The organism is Candidatus Methylomicrobium oryzae (genome assembly GCF_016745425.1).
Classification (GTDB): Bacteria; Pseudomonadota; Gammaproteobacteria; order Methylococcales; family Methylomonadaceae; genus Methylomicrobium; species Methylomicrobium oryzae.
This window is the reverse complement of record NZ_JAERVK010000014.1, coordinates 1-15,976: the sequence shown is the minus strand read 5'-3', so window position 1 is coordinate 15,976 and position 15,976 is coordinate 1. Positions and strand designations below refer to the sequence as shown.

Annotated in this window: 13 protein-coding genes, 1 tRNA gene, 1 other RNA gene and 1 pseudogene; 4 read left to right on the top strand and 12 right to left on the bottom strand. The window is 52.3% G+C overall.

Annotated features, from left to right (window positions below):
- Window positions 1–90: 90 nt before the first annotated feature.
- The 3 genes from JJL52_RS15480 to JJL52_RS15470 are packed head-to-tail and all read right to left on the bottom strand — an operon-like array spanning window position 91 to window position 1,024.
- Entirely contained in the window at window positions 91–423 is a 333-nt protein-coding gene (locus tag JJL52_RS15480; RefSeq protein WP_202053393.1) for a TusE/DsrC/DsvC family sulfur relay protein, read from the bottom strand.
- Entirely contained in the window at window positions 414–704 is a 291-nt protein-coding gene (gene tusB / locus JJL52_RS15475; RefSeq protein WP_202053392.1) for a sulfurtransferase complex subunit TusB, read from the bottom strand. Before tusB ends, JJL52_RS15480 begins: the two co-directional genes overlap by 10 nt.
- Window positions 704–1,024 (bottom strand): DMT family transporter, encoded by a 321-nt coding sequence (locus JJL52_RS15470; RefSeq protein ID WP_202053391.1) that lies wholly within the window; start codon window positions 1,022–1,024, stop codon window positions 704–706. Before JJL52_RS15470 ends, tusB begins: the two co-directional genes overlap by 1 nt.
- A gap of 115 nt (window positions 1,025–1,139) precedes the next feature.
- On the opposite strand from JJL52_RS15470, the gene JJL52_RS15465 reads away from it, so the two are divergent.
- Window positions 1,140–2,072: a histone deacetylase family protein gene (locus tag JJL52_RS15465; RefSeq protein WP_202053390.1), complete on the top strand. Its 933-nt coding sequence runs from the start codon at window positions 1,140–1,142 to the stop codon at window positions 2,070–2,072.
- A gap of 66 nt (window positions 2,073–2,138) precedes the next feature.
- Here JJL52_RS15465 and JJL52_RS15460 read toward each other — a convergent pair whose 3' ends face one another.
- Together JJL52_RS15460 and JJL52_RS15455 are read right to left on the bottom strand one after the other, a co-directional pair.
- Complete coding sequence (locus tag JJL52_RS15460; protein ID WP_202053389.1) at window positions 2,139–3,557, bottom strand: high affinity choline transporter 1; 1,419 nt, start codon at window positions 3,555–3,557, stop codon at window positions 2,139–2,141.
- Between the two features lie 173 nt (window positions 3,558–3,730).
- Window positions 3,731–5,251, bottom strand: coding sequence for a CYTH and CHAD domain-containing protein (locus tag JJL52_RS15455; RefSeq protein ID WP_202053388.1), 1,521 nt, complete (start codon window positions 5,249–5,251; stop codon window positions 3,731–3,733).
- Window positions 5,252–5,430: 179 nt separating this feature from the next.
- Between JJL52_RS15455 and JJL52_RS15450 the strand changes: the two genes are divergently transcribed.
- Window positions 5,431–5,934 carry a SixA phosphatase family protein gene (locus JJL52_RS15450; protein ID WP_202053387.1) on the top strand — a complete coding sequence of 168 codons (504 nt, stop codon included), beginning with the start codon at window positions 5,431–5,433 and terminating at the stop codon, window positions 5,932–5,934.
- A 61-nt stretch (window positions 5,935–5,995) separates the two neighbouring features.
- Here the strand turns inward: JJL52_RS15450 and JJL52_RS15445 are convergent.
- Window positions 5,996–6,072 (bottom strand) — tRNA-Asp (locus JJL52_RS15445).
- 319 nt (window positions 6,073–6,391) lie between these two features.
- On the opposite strand from JJL52_RS15445, the gene ssrA reads away from it, so the two are divergent.
- Window positions 6,392–6,784, top strand: a transfer-messenger RNA (tmRNA) gene (ssrA, locus tag JJL52_RS15440).
- 308 nt (window positions 6,785–7,092) lie between these two features.
- Here ssrA and JJL52_RS15435 read toward each other — a convergent pair.
- From JJL52_RS15435 to JJL52_RS15425, 3 genes and pseudogenes are all read right to left on the bottom strand, one after another.
- The gene (locus JJL52_RS15435; protein ID WP_202053386.1) at window positions 7,093–7,626 is read right to left on the bottom strand and encodes a hypothetical protein; all 534 of its coding nucleotides are present in this window, start codon (window positions 7,624–7,626) and stop codon (window positions 7,093–7,095) included.
- Window positions 7,627–7,912: 286 nt separating this feature from the next.
- A complete protein-coding gene (trhA, locus tag JJL52_RS15430) occupies window positions 7,913–8,443 on the bottom strand; it encodes a PAQR family membrane homeostasis protein TrhA (protein ID WP_236994291.1) in 531 nt (176 codons plus the stop codon).
- A pseudogene (locus JJL52_RS15425) lies at window positions 8,370–9,137 on the bottom strand (IS5 family transposase). Before JJL52_RS15425 ends, trhA begins: the two are co-directional and overlap by 74 nt.
- 222 nt (window positions 9,138–9,359) lie before the next feature.
- On the opposite strand from JJL52_RS15425, the gene JJL52_RS15420 reads away from it, so the two are divergent.
- Window positions 9,360–13,370, top strand: coding sequence for an RHS repeat-associated core domain-containing protein (locus JJL52_RS15420; RefSeq protein WP_202053385.1), 4,011 nt, complete (start codon window positions 9,360–9,362; stop codon window positions 13,368–13,370).
- A gap of 246 nt (window positions 13,371–13,616) precedes the next feature.
- On the opposite strand, the gene JJL52_RS15415 is transcribed toward JJL52_RS15420, so the two are convergent.
- The 3 genes from JJL52_RS15415 to JJL52_RS21435 form a co-directional block, all read right to left on the bottom strand.
- Window positions 13,617–14,558, bottom strand: coding sequence for a YihY/virulence factor BrkB family protein (locus JJL52_RS15415; protein WP_202053384.1), 942 nt, complete (start codon window positions 14,556–14,558; stop codon window positions 13,617–13,619).
- A gap of 744 nt (window positions 14,559–15,302) precedes the next feature.
- Window positions 15,303–15,485: a hypothetical protein gene (locus tag JJL52_RS15410; RefSeq protein WP_202053383.1), complete on the bottom strand. Its 183-nt coding sequence runs from the start codon at window positions 15,483–15,485 to the stop codon at window positions 15,303–15,305.
- A 243-nt stretch (window positions 15,486–15,728) separates the two neighbouring features.
- Window positions 15,729–15,976 (bottom strand): hypothetical protein (locus JJL52_RS21435; protein ID WP_236994290.1); only part of this gene is annotated, 248 nt, incomplete at its 5' end.

Here is a 15,976-nt window from a genome sequence, read left to right as displayed (position 1 = left end):
GCAGGGATGCAGGAGGTAGAGCAATGCAGGAGCAATTGCCGAGTGCGTACCTTTCTTAATGCTTCCGGTTCATGGTACGCGTAGCGTACCCTACATACATGTCGGCGGTTTCGGCAGCCCCGCCAGCTTGCAGGCGTATTTCAAAGGTCCCTCGGGAAATAGGCGATGCAGATACCGGCTGTTGCCCTTTTCCTCGCCGAGCGCCTTCGCAACCGCTTTCGCAAACACCCGCGCATTCGGCAAATGTTTGAACTCGAAGTAATAATTCCGGATGAAGCGAATGATCTCCCAGTGCGCGGGGCTCAATTCGATCCGCTCCGCCTCGGCCAGCTTGACCGCCACGGCGTCGTTCCAGTCGGAGGCATTGACCAGAAACCCCTGATCGGTCGTCGCCAGCGCCCTATCGCCGACTTTCAATTCCATGATTGAATCAACGGATGTGCGACGGTCAGTTCGACCAATCCCTGGTAATCGATCACTTCGATGCCTTCTACGATCCGGTCGGCCTCGATGCCGCGCATCAGCAGATCGGCGGACAGCGCATACAGATGGTGATCGGCCAGCATCCCTGCCAGACGATCGTACAACCGGCCATCACGTAAAATCCAGAGCACCGCATTTTCCAGAAACACCACGCTGCTGCCCGGATCGATCCTTTCCAGAACGGCTGGCGGAACCGGCGAAGCGGAAATCAGATGCAGCATTAATGCGCTTCGGTCAGTTTAAGACCGATGATGCCGAGAATCACCAGCGAAATCGATACCATCCGGAACACATCCGCCGATTCCCTGAACAATAGAATGCCGAGCAGCGCAACGCCGACCGCGCCCATCCCGGTCCAGACCGCATACGCGGTGCCGAGCGGCAGACTTCTGATCGCCAGCATCAACAGGTAAAAACTGCACAATCCCGACACGCAGGTGATTACGCTGGGCCACAATTTGGTGAAACCTTCGTTGAACTTCAGGCTCAATGCAAAAACAATCTCCGCAAGACCGGCGGAGAACAACAATAACCAGGCCATTTAGCGCCTCTTGCTTTATTTCGGTAAAAGCGACTATTCTACCCTAGGCGACGGCCTCGAAGAAATCTCTCCGAGCAGCGGCATTGCATGGCCATCCACTTCGTTTTCCGGTTCTATGACGACGCTTTATTACGCGCACGACGACTTTCTAAGACATACCCCGCCCTTTGAGCATCCCGAGTCGCCGGACCGGCTGCGCCGCATCGAAAAAGCCTTACAGGCGCCCGAATTCGCCAAACTGGTCAGAAAATCGCCGCCTCTCGGGCCAGCGCAATACGATCAAATCCGGCTGATCCACCCCCAGGCGCATACCGACCGGGTTTTACGCCCCATCCCGGAAGGCAGCCATCAATACCTCGATCCGGACACCTATCTTTCGCACGGCAGCGCGAACGCGGCCTTGCGTGCAGTCGGCGCAGTCTGCGACGCGGTCGATCAGGTGGTCGGCGGCAAGGCCGACAACGCTTTTTGCGCGGTGCGCCCGCCCGGTCATCATGCCGAACCGGATCGGTCGATGGGTTTTTGCCTGTTCAACAATATCGCGATCGCCGCCGAACATGCGCGGAAACACCATTCGATCCGACGCATTGCAATCGTCGATTTCGACGTGCATCACGGCAACGGCACACAAGCCGCTTTCGAACGGCAAGCCGAAGTGCTGTACGTTTCCACTCACGAAATGCCTTTTTATCCGGGCACCGGTTATCCGAACGAAACCGGCGTCGGCAACATCGTCAACATTCCGCTCGCGGCAGGCACGGACGGCGCCGAATATCGCCGGAAGGTCGAAATGATCGCCCTACCCGCCCTGCAGCGGTTCGAACCCGAACTGCTGCTGGTTTCGGCCGGCTTCGACGCGCACCGAGACGACCCGCTCGCGGACATCGAGTTGGTCGAGGACGATTACCGCTGGATTACGGAGGAATTGGTCGCCGTCGCCAAGGAATTTTGCAAGGGCCGGCTGATATCGGTTCTGGAAGGCGGCTACAACTTGGAAGCCCTGGCGCGCAGCGTGGCGGCGCATGTGGGAGTATTGCTGCAGGCTTGAACACCAAAGCGACTGTCCCACCCTCACAGACCTGCCAGGTTTTGAAAACCTGGCAGGTCTTCTACATTAACGCTCCTCACGCAGCCAGGCCGCAATAAGGCCCAATTTCATTTCACCCGCCCGCGCGCGCTCCCAACAGGCCACCAGGATGTAACTTGCCAGCGCAACCGACAGCGAAACCAGATAAGGCGTCGCCAGATCCAGAACATGATGCCCGATAATCCAGGTCAGCATACCCGCAGCCAACGTTACGCCGGCACTGAACGCGCCGCCGAACGAAGTGAAAAGCCCGAAAATCACCACCGTAAAAATACCCGCGCTGCCGAAAGCGGAAGCCTCTTCGACCAGCGTATAGACCCGGCCGGCGTTCAACGCCAGCGCAAAGGCGACGATTCCGCTCGCCAGCACGATCATCCGGGCGATTTTGACTTTCGCCGCCTCGTCCTGAATCCTCATCAGCGGCACGACCAGATTGTGCGACAACAGCGCCGAAGCGGCCAGTAAGGCACTGTCGACAGTCGACAAAATCGCCGAGATCAGCGCGCCGGCGAAAACGACATAGAAAAAAGAATGCAGATATTTTTGCGCCAGCGTCGGCAAAATCTGCTCCGGTTCGTTCAATCCGGGCAGGAGCTGCATGCCGAGCAGCCCGAGCGTGACCGGAATCAGGCCGACCGCCAGATAAAGCAGGCCGCCGTATACGCAGGCGCGGCGCGCCGCTTCGGGAGAGCGGCTGGCCAGCACCCGTGCGACCAACTCCTGCGAGAGCACCGAGCCGCAGATCGGGATCGCCCACTGTTCCAGCGTTTCGAGGCCCGATGTTTCCGACGTTCCGAAAAATCCCAGCTGCTCTGCATCAAGACGCGCGATCGCCACGTCGATGCCTCCGCCCGCCTCCAGTACGAGCACCAGCAACAACAGCAACCCAATGATCAATGCGATGCCCTGCACCGCATCGGTCACCACGTCGGCCAAAAGACCGCCGTACATCGTGTAGACGATCACGACCACTGCCGCGACCGCAATCGCGATGTCGACTTCGAGCCCGGACGCCGAAGACAACACCTGCCCGAATGCGCGAACCTGCGCCGCCGCCCACATGATCGAAGTCGGCGCGATCAGGAGCACGGCAAAGCTCTGGATTCCGGCCGAATAGCGCTGCAGGAACAGATCGGCCAGCGTGGTCAGATTGCGCCGCCACAAATGCGCCGCAAACACCAGGCCCATTAAAACCAGACACAGGGTGTAGCCGAACGGATCGACCGTCGCGCCCGACAGTCCGTTTTCGTAAACCGAACCCGCAGCGCCGATACAGGTCTCCGCCCCGAACCAGGTCGCGAACACACTCAGGCTTCCCATGCCGACGCCGAGACTGCGCCCGGCCAACAGATAATCGCTTTCGCTGGCGATCTTTCGCGAACAATAAACACCGACCAGCAGTTGCAGCAGGATGTAAACGACGATGCCGACAAGTACGGAATTCATGCAACGGATACGGGAGCGAAGTCAAAAAACGGCTCATTGTATCCCAGGAAAGCGGGAAGTCGGGAGAGATTCGAGGCCCGTGCGGATTGCGTAAAATGCACAATCCAACCTGCGAAGCCTATGATCGGGACGAGACGGGGGGAGTCGGCGAAAACCGAACCCCCATGAAAAACCTACTGCTGCCCCGCGAACAGCGCTTTGAACACCGCTTGATTTTTCGCCTGCACAAACGCATCGAATGCCGGCTGATAATGTTTGCGCACCCGCGCTTTTTGGCCGGTCAATTGGTGAATCAGCTCGTCCAGGGCTCTCAGCGTGGCGGGCGGCAACTCGCCTTTGTTGTCCTTGCAGCACCGGTCGATATAATCGATCTGCACGTCGAGGTCCTGAAAATCGCCAAGCACGTCCTGCAGCCCTTTAAGCTGCTTGATCAGCTTTCTAACCTGTTGCCTGGGATACAGGCTTTGAAAAAATTCGATGAGGTAACGCAATTTCTTACAGGTCTTGCGCAATTCGTGCAAATTTTCCGCCGGCGAATGCGGCGTAATCGCCCGGCCTTCTTTGACTACGCGACGATAGATCTTCCAGATCCGGCGATCGGCCAGCGTTTTGATGTCAGGGCACTGTGCCGCTGTTGATTCCGGATACGATCGGCTTTTCAGGCAGTGCTCCCATTCCGTCAGCGTCTTGCGGTACTTTGCCGAACTCAATTTTTCGGCCAAATCCCGCTGATTTTGGGCCCGCTTTTCCTGCAGCAGCCCCAGAAACGGCTCGATATCCGCATGCGAATCGGCAGGCAGATGAAGCATGTAGCGCTCGAATTTCGCCAGGTAAACGTCGAGATCGCGCGTCGGGCCGGTGACCTGGCCCAACCAGGAGAAAAAATCCGCGAAATAGCTTGTTACATCGGCCGTCAGCACATCCTTGAGCTGGCTGAGGCCGGTGCGGCTTCGGCGCACCGCGACCCGAAAATCGTGCAGAAACTCGGAATCCAGATCGGCAATCACGCCCTGTTCGTTCAACTTCATCGTTTTCAATAAAGCGCCGAAGATGAATTTGACGGCCAGATCGGCGCGCATTGAGGAATCGAGATCGATTTTGAGCTTGGACGAATAATCGTTCGGCTTGCGACCTTCGAGCGCGAGCGCAAGGTCCAATGGCGACCGGGTGAGCGGCTTCATGCCGAGCTCTTCGGCCAGGGTCGCGGCGATATGTTCCGCGGTTTTCAGGAAACCTCTGACCGGCTGAAGCGTCAGTTGGCTGTTCAGGAGTTCGTAATCTTCGAGCAGCAGGCGCAGGATGATGCGCTTTTCTTCATTGCGCAGCAACAAATGATAGGCTTCGTACTCCAGCGAACAGAGAGGCAGCAGCGCGCGCGGTTCCAGATAGGTTTCCAGCGTAGTGCGCACCTTGCCCGCTTTAAGAAGACCGGCCCGGTGAGGGACCTCCGGCGTTTCCAGGGTCGCAAAAACCCGGCCGTTCTGCAGATTTTTCAATACCAGGTTGGAAGCCGTCCGAGACCGGTTGAATTCACACAAAATTTCGTTTTGATAAAGGCGCCAGTCGAAACTGTCGTAATAGGTGCGGAGGCAATACTCCTGCAGAACCAACTGCACGTCGGCAAACTTGTCCAGGGACGCGATCAGCTTATCAACGCCCAGACCCGCAGGCAATTCGAATCGTAAGTCCATCATCCCGTCGTTCCGGAAGCAGATTTTGAGATAAAAGGCATAAATCCTTTATACTGCCATTCTTATATGACAGTTTAATGACGTCGGCCGCCATACACAAGCACAGCCGGCAGGGTTGTTAATTTTGACCGCCGAAGTCCGTCAAGATTGCAAAAAACCCATTTATTTTGAAGGGTAAAACGATGAGAGAATTATGGTTGTTACGCCATGGCAAATCGGACCGCGATGCGGTGGGTTCCGACTTCGACCGCCCGTTGAAGCCGCGCGGCAGACGTGCGGCGCACCGTCTTGGCGAGTGGCTGCAGGAGCGCGGGCTATGCCCGGATTTGATCATTACATCGCCTGCCCGCCGTGCGCTGAATACCGCCCAACTGGTCTGTGACGCGCTGAAACGGCCCGAGCCGCCGACACAGGAGCCGCGGCTTTATTTTTCCGGCATGGAAGAAATCAAAAACGTACTCGCCGGATGTCCCAAATCGGCCCAATGCGTATTGGTGGTCGGACATAACCCGGACCTTGAAGAGCTGCTGGTCGAACTGGCGAGCGAAGACGGCCTGCCCGAGGTCGAGAAACTGATGCCCACGGCAGCTTTGGCTCGGCTTGAAATGCCGGATGACTGGAGCGAACTGGAAGCCGGCTGCGCCAGACTGATCGAAATTCTCTATCCGAAATCTTTGCCGGAATAGAAAAGCGACTGGAGAAAAAGGAGAGGGGGAGCAAAAAAGCTCTCCCTATGAAGAAGACAGATGGCGGAGCGGACGGGACTCGAACCCGCGACCCCCGGCGTGACAGGCCGGTATTCTAACCGACTGAACTACCGCTCCGCGTTAGAAGCCGGGCATTTTACAGGATTTCTGAAATTCGTCAAGTACTATTGCTGACTTTGTAGGGTACGCTGCCTGCCATCAGCCAAAAAATGGTACGCATAGCGTACCCTACAAAGAAATCGCGTTTCGGCAGGCTGGCGCCCTGCCTTTGGAATGAAGAATCCTGTATGGATATTTCCGCTGATGGGCTATAATAGCCAGCTTAAATATTTTCAATTTTTCCCCGTGCCGTTTGGCGTGAGTCGCCGAATCGGAGAAATTTTTCGAAAATTGAATTTTTTTAAAATATCTCTATCTTAGGATATGAAACAGTTAAGGGGGCGACCTGGCTTCGACGTGGGTAGCGAAACCTTAAGTGCATGCCGAGGACTGTACACCTCGTAAAACCTACAGAAAAAAAGTATTCGCAAACGACGAAAACTACTCAATGGCTTTGGCTGCCTAAAAACAGCCTCCATTCCTTTGACTGTCTGTGCTTATGCGGGCAGAGTTCTTAATGTCCCTCGGGACAAGCGGAACGCTCAGAGGTCATTTACATAAGATCGCGCCAAAATTTGTCCGGAGTGGCGGCGCTAAAACCTAACGGAATCGCTGACAGTTTTCTTGGCCCGACGGGTAGCTGGCAGTTAAATCAAAAGCGCGGGATAAGCATGTAGACCTTACGGCGGAGTACTTGCGGACGCGGGTTCAATTCCCGCCGCCTCCACCAATTTAAAGCAACAAAATCAGCAACTTATATATTACTTGCTGATTTTGTGCACATCTTTGGCACATTTGCTGGTTTTTGAGGCCAGCAAATGTTCCATCTTCGACAGCGCGTAGGCTGGGTTGGAGCTTCGCGGAAACCCAGCTCATTATGTTGGTGGCGGTTCAGGACCGTAGGGCGCAATAGGCAAAGCCGTATTATGCCGCATGGAAACTCCACATCCGGCGAAATACGCTTCGCTATTCCGCCCTACGCGGGCTACCTTTTTAGACAATGCATTTATGCAGGACCGTAGCTCCGATTACGCTTCGCTAATCGGAGCTACGCGGACTAACCGTGTCGACCATGTCCGTCTCCACCCCCATGGCGACCGCCTCCTTCGGAACCTCTGCCCCAATGGTGACCGCCGCCTCCGGAGCCACCTCCGCCCCAATGATGGCCGCCACCTCCGGAGCCACCTCTGCCCCAATGATGGCCGCCACCACCGGAGCCCCCTCCATCGCCCCAATGGTGTCCGCCACCCCCCCCCAGCCATGCCTGCCTTGCCATCCGTGATGTCCGCCCCAGTTATCGTGATTGTGGGGCCGGTAGCTGTAAGAGTTATAAGACCGGGAAGGTAGACCTCCGTAATAGTTGTAAGACAACGAGGGCGAATAGCCGCCATAATAGCCGTAGCTGTTATAGCCGTATGCCGGATAGCTGTAGGCGGGTCCAGAGGTGTAACTGCTGCCGTAAGACGAACCGTAGTCCGTATAAGCCACTGCGCCTCCGGACGGATAAACCGCGCAGCCCTGCGAGGTAAATGCCATTCCCAAAATCACCGAAATTTCCGCTAATCGTTTCATATAAACCTCTACAATGCCTTACGCAATCAATCCTTTTTCATCTTTACGATATAGCGTAGGCCTTGACCGCTGAACGCCGGCTTAATATATGGGATTTATTTTGATAGCCTTCTTTCAGGCGGCCGGATTAGGGCCGTAGCTCCGATTAGCGCAGCGTAATCGTACGAATTTGAAATCTACATTCCTCCGATTACGCTGCGCTAATCGGAGCTACGCGGGCTATTCTCTCCCATTTAGTAAGTTCAACCAGTAAACTCATTCTGACCCTCCCAGGTTGGGTCGAGGGCTACACGGCGTACCAAAGCACGGCAAAGTAGTGGCACGAAGTCCCGGCAATGACGCACACATGCCAGATTAAATGGCCATACCTCAGGTAAGAATCCGTGACCAGGAAAGCCACTCCCACCGTATAAGCCACACCGCCGGCAATTAACAAGCGCACACCAGATTCCGGCACGACGGCAAATAAGGGATCAAAGGCAATTACGATAAGCCAGCCCATGAGCAGATAAAGGCTGGTAGGAACCATCAGGTGGAGCATTTTATTGAAGAGCACCAGTGCCACTCCGAGCGTGGCCAGCCCCCAGATCAGGCCGAGCAGAGTCCAGCCCCAGGCTCCGTGAAGAATCCCGAGCGTGAAAGGCGTATAGGTACTGGCAATGAAGATGAAGATGGCGGCTTGTTCGCTGGCCCGAAACACATGCTTGGCTTTTCCTGTAGGCATAGCATGGTACATAGTGTCGTCACAAGATAGCTGCCCATAAAGCGATACAGCGAATCTGGACAGCGGCCAAAAATGAAGCGGTGTTCTTGGCATAGCGGGTGGCGATGCCTCGCCAACGCTTGAGATGCAAGAAAGCGTTTTCCACCAAATGCCGGTGCCGATACAGCGCTCTATCGTAGTCGCGAGGGGCCTTACGGTTTTTGCGAGGAGGAATCACAGCCGTCATCTTTTGGTTGTCGGCCTGCGCAATAATTTCGTCGCTATCGTAACCTTTATCCGCTAGCAGATACTGAGCATCAATACCCCCCAATCAAAGATTGAGCCTTTGCACAATCTGCTGTGGTACCTGACGTAATAAATACTCTGATCGGCATACCATGCGCATCCACGGCCAAATGTATCTTGCTGTTGAGCCCCCTTTTGTGCGCTCCATGGCCTGATTGCCCCCTTGAGCACCGGCGGCATGCGGATGGACTTTAATGTGGCTGGCGTCGATCATCAGCCATTCAAAATCCGGCTCCGTGATCAATTGCTCTAAAAGCGCTTCCCAAATTCCCTTGTCGCGCCAGCGACAAAAACGGCGGTGGGTATTCTTCCAATCCCCATAATCGGGCGGTAGGTCACGCCACGGCGCGCCGGTGCGCAAAATCCAGAAGACCGCATTGATGAACAAGCGGTTATCTCGGGCCTGGCCGCCCCAGGCGCCCGCACGGCCAGGTAAGTGCGGCTCCAGCAAGCTCCAAACAGCATCGGAAATGTCGTGGCGGCGGTGGGCAGGGAGGATCATCAGTCAATCTCATTAGGCATTACAATCTTTCCATTATCGCAGATTATGACTCACCTCGTGACGACACTATGTAGTGTAGCAATTTCAATATTTCATTCGCATGAAAGTCAATTATTAATCCGAACAGTTCCAGAATATCCATGTTTTAAGTTTGTCTTGTAGGCCATCGATGGCTATATTACACTTAAAACAATTAATACTTTATCTATTTGGAGAATTTGGATGCTCTTTTCGAGATTCTTTATTAGCACTTTCTTGTTATTTTTGATATTTACTTATGATGTAAACGCGGGATGTTCTTTAAAATTTAATTCTCCAGCAAATGGAAGTCAGATTACTACGCCCGATATTCTTGTAACAGGAAGTGGTTCTGCTTCAGGTTCTCCGGGAGAAAATTGGGCAGTTCAAGGCTATATCAATGGTCGGCAATTTATGAGTTTATCTGGTAGCTTTGATCCAGATAATGAAACGGTCGGATGGGGTGGGGGAACAAGGAGCTTTTCAGTACAGCTGCAACAAGGGGTTAACACACTCACATTAACAGGACATACAGCTACGTGCAGCGCATCTGATACTGTTAAGGTGTATTATCTTAAAGATAAAAAAGATAACGGCAAGCCTGAATGCCCCGACAATGGAACTAACCCCATCAATGGCAGCAATGGCAATAAATTTCAGGAAGAAGTCGACTATAGTGGCGTCGGTAATGTACCGTTAACCTTCACTCGGTATTACAACAGTCAATATGTTCAATCAGCACATTTAGGCGGGCAATGGCGACATAGTTATGACCGTCGATTAACCCTAACCGATAATGATGCGTTTGCATTTCGTCCTGACGGGCGTACTTACCATTTTCAAAAAACTGGAGATAATTGGTTATCTGATGGAGATGTTACCGATAAACTTGCAGCCGTAACCGATCAAACCGGCGCCGTCACTGGCTGGCAGTATCGATTCAGCAAGGGTGATTCTGAAATCTATGACACTGAAGGTAAATTAATAAAAACAATCAGTAGCGATGGTTTTACCCAGCAATTTAGCTACGACAGTGATGGCCGCTTGGTTTTGGTTCACGATGACTTATCTGGTCGTGAGCTTACATTTGCCTACGATGCCTCTAATCATTTGATTCAGATGACTGATCCGAGTGGGCAAGGCTACTTATATGCCTACGACAATCAGGAGCGATTGGTCCGCGTTAGTTACCCGGACAATACGCCCGGCGATACGACTGACAACCCCCTGCGCATTTATCATTACGAAAAGGCGAATTTTCCCCAAGCTTTGACTGGCATTACCGATGAAAACGGCAGTCGCTATGCCACCTACCAATATGATGACCAAGGCCGAGCGATATCCAGTGAGCATGCCGGCGGAGCAGATAAACACCAACTGCTTTATAACGGTGATGGCACTACCACAATCACTGATGCTATAGGCAGTAGTCGCACCTATACCTTTCAAAGTATTCTCGGCGTCAATCGCACCACTGGACAAAGCCAGCCTGGCGGGGCTGGATGCAGCGCTGCGGCAAGCGCATGGACTTATGATGCCAATAGCAATCTCAGTACCGAAACCGATTTTAACGGTAATAAGACGAGTTATAACTACGATCCAACCCGAAACTTAGAACTGTCACGTACCGAGGCGGTCGGCACCGCGCTGCAAAGAACAATCACGACCACATGGCACCCCACGCTGGCTGTGCCAACTGAAATTTCGGAGCCGAACCGCACGGCAACCTTCAAATACGATGACAAGGGACATCTGATAGAAAAATCAATCACCGCCGGTGGCGTCAGCCGAATCTGGCAGTACACCTACAATGAGAGTGGTCAAGTCAGCCAAGCCACTGATGCCAGCATGAATGCTCGTACGTCTTTTGAATACGACAATCAAGGCAACCTCAGCAAAATAACCGATGCATTGGGAAGCATTACTCAAATTCAAGGACATGATGCCCATGGGCGCCCTCTGCAAATCAAAGAACCGAGCGGCTTAGTAACCACATTATCCTATGATTCGAGAGGACGACTTATTAACCAAAAAGCCGATATGGAAGAAACCCATTATAGCTATGACAAGGTGGGTCAGTTGACGAAAATCACCTGGCCGAGCGGTGCTATTGCATCGTTTATCTACAATGATGCCCATCGGTTAACCCAGATTACTGACGATCAAGGGAACAAAATCGTTTATACGCTTGATGCGGCTGGCAATCAAATTCAAAAAGATGTCTATGACAAGAACAGCAATCTAGTAAGAACCCGATCACAGCAATTCGATGCATTGAGTCGTCTAGCAAAAGTGATTGGTTCCCAAGGGCAAACAACTGAGATTTTTTACGATGCCAATGGCAATCGCACTCAAAGCAAGTATCCTCTCCAACACATCACTACGGCTACTTACGACGCGCTAAATCATCTGATTGGGCATACCGACGCCAACCGTAATGCCATTCAATATGAGTATGACAACAATGACAATTTAATTGAGGTAATCGATCCTCGGGGTATAACTACCCGCTATGAAAAAGATGGATTTGGTAATGTTACGCAGATTAGTAGCCCTGATACCGGTGAGACAAAAAATACCTATGATGCCGTAGGTAACCGCATCACCTCGACCGATGCACGAGGCCAAACTACTCGTTATAGCTATGATGCTCTCAATAATCTTATAAATACCGTCTACGCGGACGGCAAAACGGTGTCATTTAGTTATGACATAGCGCATCGGCTTTCTAAGATGACTGATAGTTTCGGTTACACTCAATGGAGCTACGATAAACGCAATCGCGTAGCCCAAAAAACACAAAAAATCGGCAAAATCACAAAAAAGACCAAATATCAATATGACGTAGCGGGTCACTTAATAGCGATGACCTATCCGTCAGGCAAGAAAGTCAGTTATCTCTACCAAAATGGTCGGTTGACGCAAATTTCAATCAAAAAAGCCTGGTTGCTGACCGGTATTCAATATGAACCCTTCGGGCCGGCAAGCCATTGGACGTGGGGTAACGGACAACCTTATCAACGAACTTTTGATCTCGACGGACTGTTAACTCATTACCCGCTTGGCGGACGCTCCCGCGATCTGGTCTACGATGCCAATGGCCAAATTTCCGATTACCTCGATTCCGATACATCGCTAAACCAAAGCTTCACCTACGATCCAATAGGCCAGCTTACCCAAGCGACTACTGCTACGGAAAATTATGACTGGAACTATGATGACAACGGCAATCGCTTATCGTCCAACCAAGGTGGACAGTTGCAAAGTTATATTTATGCGAATGACAGCAATCGTTTGCAGCAAAGCGTTGCGGGCGATGACACAACAAACTATAGCTATGATGCGTCGGGCAATACAACCAGCAACGGCCAGTATTCATTTACTTACGATAGTACTGGCCGCATGGTGGCGGCAAACGGGGCTTCCTCGAGCGCGGCATACGTCATTAACGGCTTGGGCCAGCGTGTCAGCAAGACTGTTGACAATGACGCGCGGCTGTTTGCCTATGACGAATCTGGTCGTCTGATTGGGGAATACACCGGTACCGGAAAACTTATTCAAGAAACCGTCTATTTGGGAGACATGCCGGTAGCGGTACTGACAAACAAAGCAAATTACTTTATCTACCCCGATCACCTCAATACGCCGAGAGCCATCGCCGATCAAACCGGTGCCATTGTTTGGCGCTGGGACAGCGAACCCTTCGGAACCGCTCTCCCTATGGAAGACCCCGATGCCAATGGCGTGACATTTAGCTACAACCTAAGACTCCCCGGTCAATACTACGATCGTGAGACCGGACTGCATTATAATTATTTTAGGGATTATGATCCTAATACAGGGCGTTATGCGCAATCTGATCCGATTGGGTTGAATGGAGGCATTAATACCTATGCCTATGTAAGCAACAATCCTTTAGGTTATGTTGATCCAGAGGGAAAAAATGCTTCTTTAATTATTGGAGCTTTGACATGTGCATCTATTGGCATAGCATATGCTAAATGCATGTTAGACCATGACATTGAGAGAGAGGAGCGATTACTGAATCTTTGCCAAGGAGATTCAGAATGTATCAAGAGAAATAAAGATGCACTGAAAAATGGTACAAAAAATGATGCAGCTATTTGCGGGCTTGAACAAGCTATAGATTGGATTAAAGACACTTTAACTGATCACGCTCTTGATTATGCGAAAGGCTCACTAAAGAAAAAATAATATATCCCTATGTTGGTAATAATCCGTTAAGTCATATTGTGTAGTAATTCAAATCTAATCGGACAGTGACTGGTGTTTTAGCTGTGTCTGTCCTGTTAAATTCAGCCTAGATCTTTTTCTTTCCAGGGCCGTAGGTACAATTAGCGAAGCGTAATCGTACGAATTTGAAATCTACATTCCTCCGATTACGCTTCGCTAACCGGAGCTACGCGGGCTGCACTCGCCTGACGAGGTTTTTTATCTGATTTAATAGGGCGATACAGGGCGAGGCTGATTGTGCGGGCGCAGGCTGCCAAACTGCAAGGCAAACTGGCGGGTAAACTCGGCCCCAAAAAAGAAGATTTGCGCGGAATAATAAACCCAGAGTAACAGGGCGATCACTGAGCCGGCGGCGCCAAAACCGGAGGTTACACCGCTGTTACCCAGGTAAGCCCCAATGCTGTATTTGCCCAGGGTGAACAAAAGGGCCGTGAACAGCGCACCGAACCAGGTATCCTGCCAAGTCATCGGAGCTTCCGGCAGCATTTTATAAATTACCGCAAACAGACCGGCTGTGACCCCAAAGGAAATCAGCGCGGCCAATGGAGACAGCAACAGGGCCGCCACACTCCACAGGCCGCTGAAGATATACTGATGAATCAGCGCCAGAGCGGCGCTGATAACCAACGAGATCAGTAATAAAAACGCTAAAATCAACACCAGGCCGAAAGACAAAATCCGGGTTTTTAATACCAGGCTGACAGCGGAGGTTTGAGGTTTATCGGTACCCCACATTTCATCGAGGCTATCCTTGATCTCAACGAATACGCTGGTGGTTCCCACCAGCAGCAAGAATGTGGCGATGATCGAGGCGGTAACCCCAGATTCGGGGTTGCGTGCGGCGGCGAGCAAGGCATTGATAGCTTGGGCGCCATTAGGTCCTATCAATCTTTGCATTTGGGCAATAATTTCTCCTTGCGCCGCCTCCGCGCCAAAAAAATTGCCCGCCAAGGCTATGGCCAGCACCAGGATGGGCGTCAGGGAAAACAGGGTATAAAAAGCCACGGCAGCCCCTTTACTCGGAGCGCGATGGGCCAGCCAGGCAGCCAGCGAGGGCGACAACAGAGTGTACCCGCAGCGCAGGCCCTTAAGTGTGACTGAAACGGCCTGCTTGAAGGAAAACTCTCTGAAAAGGTCTGTTAGTCTCATAGATGTAAGCCTCTACTACCAGGCATCGACCGGGTCCGGGTTGACAGCATAGTTGAGTCAACGTGTTTTACTCAGTTCGATAACGCACCTATAAGGATCTGCCGCAAATATAGACTGAATCCAGGCCCAGAGGATGGGCTGGCAACGGTCAAATGGGACGAACAGAGCGATAACGCCGGCAAACCCGACGATAGGACGTTTCGCATAAGCGAAACAAGCGCTGTTTTTTTAGAGGATCCGTGTTTGGCTTTGAAAGCTCAACCTGATGAAGGCAGCAAAGCGCGGTATGCCGAACACAGGCTTGCAGGAACAACTTGAGCCGGGAAATCATAGCCTACTTATTAGGAAGTAAGGATTACATGGATTACGCTTTTTCGGCCTTGCATGGTTATAAATCCGAGCTTCTCCGACGCACGCGGGCTAAAGCCCTTTTGGATATCCTGGCAATCCGTTTTAAACGTTCGGTATTCTCAGGACTTGTCGGTTGGGATACGACCTGATGCAATTTACTTTTACTCGCTTAAAACCATCACGTATATGCGCTACCGAACAGAAACTCATCCGGTAATCAGGCAAGCTAGCCCTACCTCACCTCCGAGGTCTGGCCGCTTATCGCGCTATCCGGCGGGGATTCCTACCCCCTAGCCAGACAGAACGCCCGGCAGGGAAGCCGGGAGCGGGCTAGGGACTGGCGTAGACCGGCGATTCCGCCCGGGGCCCCGTCAGCATGGCCAGCAAGGGCGTTCAATGATGCGCAACCGCATCATAACGCCGGCTGACGCGCCGATAGGCCTTTTGGCAAAGCTGATGGATGCGTTGCGTTTCAGTTGAAGTGTCCATCGGCTTTTCAAGGTAAGCATGATGCAGCAAACACAGATTTCGATGGAGCCGAAGGGCCTGATCCAGCAATTCCACGTGAGAAGCCATACAATGCGCCTCTTTTTTCCTAGTATATTGTGAGTCGTTAAGATCCGGCTTGATTAAACACCATAGCGTGACTCAGTGTCACGGTTGCCCGCCTTAGCCTTCCTTCCTGGACTCCTATATCAAACGGAATGTTAAGTCGTGGGATGACGTCCTGGGTGAAAGGTTCCGATGATTTCTACCTCATTCTAGTTCAGTCATCGCTTCTAAGGGTTGAAATATTCGTCCCGCAGGCGCGAGCTGCGGTTAGTCCATGCGAATGGCTTCAAAACTCCGACAAACCCGACGATAGGACGTTTCGCATAAGCAATACAGACGCTGTTTTTTTAGAGGATCCACGTGGAGTTCTAAACGATGAAGCGCGCAAAGCCTGGCATGCAGGGTACAGGCTTGCAGGAACAACGCGAGCCGGGTAACCATGATTTCGGGTTTTACCCCCCCCAATGCCGTTAAGTTAAGCCTTACCGATACTGCCGTCTGGGTTTGGGCGTGAT

Excerpts from the sequence above, each read along its gene's own strand:
- JJL52_RS15480 (WP_202053393.1), bottom strand. The coding sequence starts at position 423 with ATGGAATTGAAAGTCGGCGATAGGGCGCTGGCGACGACCGATCAGGGG.
- tusB (WP_202053392.1), bottom strand. The coding sequence starts at position 704 with ATGCTGCATCTGATTTCCGCTTCGCCGGTTCCGCCAGCCGTTCTGGAA.
- JJL52_RS15470 (WP_202053391.1), bottom strand. The coding sequence starts at position 1,024 with ATGGCCTGGTTATTGTTGTTCTCCGCCGGTCTTGCGGAGATTGTTTTT.
- JJL52_RS15465 (WP_202053390.1), top strand. The coding sequence starts at position 1,140 with ATGACGACGCTTTATTACGCGCACGACGACTTTCTAAGACATACCCCG.
- JJL52_RS15460 (WP_202053389.1), bottom strand. The coding sequence starts at position 3,557 with ATGAATTCCGTACTTGTCGGCATCGTCGTTTACATCCTGCTGCAACTG.
- JJL52_RS15455 (WP_202053388.1), bottom strand. The coding sequence starts at position 5,251 with ATGATGGACTTACGATTCGAATTGCCTGCGGGTCTGGGCGTTGATAAG.
- JJL52_RS15450 (WP_202053387.1), top strand. The coding sequence starts at position 5,431 with ATGAGAGAATTATGGTTGTTACGCCATGGCAAATCGGACCGCGATGCG.
- JJL52_RS15435 (WP_202053386.1), bottom strand. The coding sequence starts at position 7,626 with ATGAAACGATTAGCGGAAATTTCGGTGATTTTGGGAATGGCATTTACC.
- trhA (WP_236994291.1), bottom strand. The coding sequence starts at position 8,443 with ATGCCAAGAACACCGCTTCATTTTTGGCCGCTGTCCAGATTCGCTGTA.
- JJL52_RS15420 (WP_202053385.1), top strand. The coding sequence starts at position 9,360 with ATGCTCTTTTCGAGATTCTTTATTAGCACTTTCTTGTTATTTTTGATA.
- JJL52_RS15415 (WP_202053384.1), bottom strand. The coding sequence starts at position 14,558 with ATGAGACTAACAGACCTTTTCAGAGAGTTTTCCTTCAAGCAGGCCGTT.
- JJL52_RS15410 (WP_202053383.1), bottom strand. The coding sequence starts at position 15,485 with ATGGCTTCTCACGTGGAATTGCTGGATCAGGCCCTTCGGCTCCATCGA.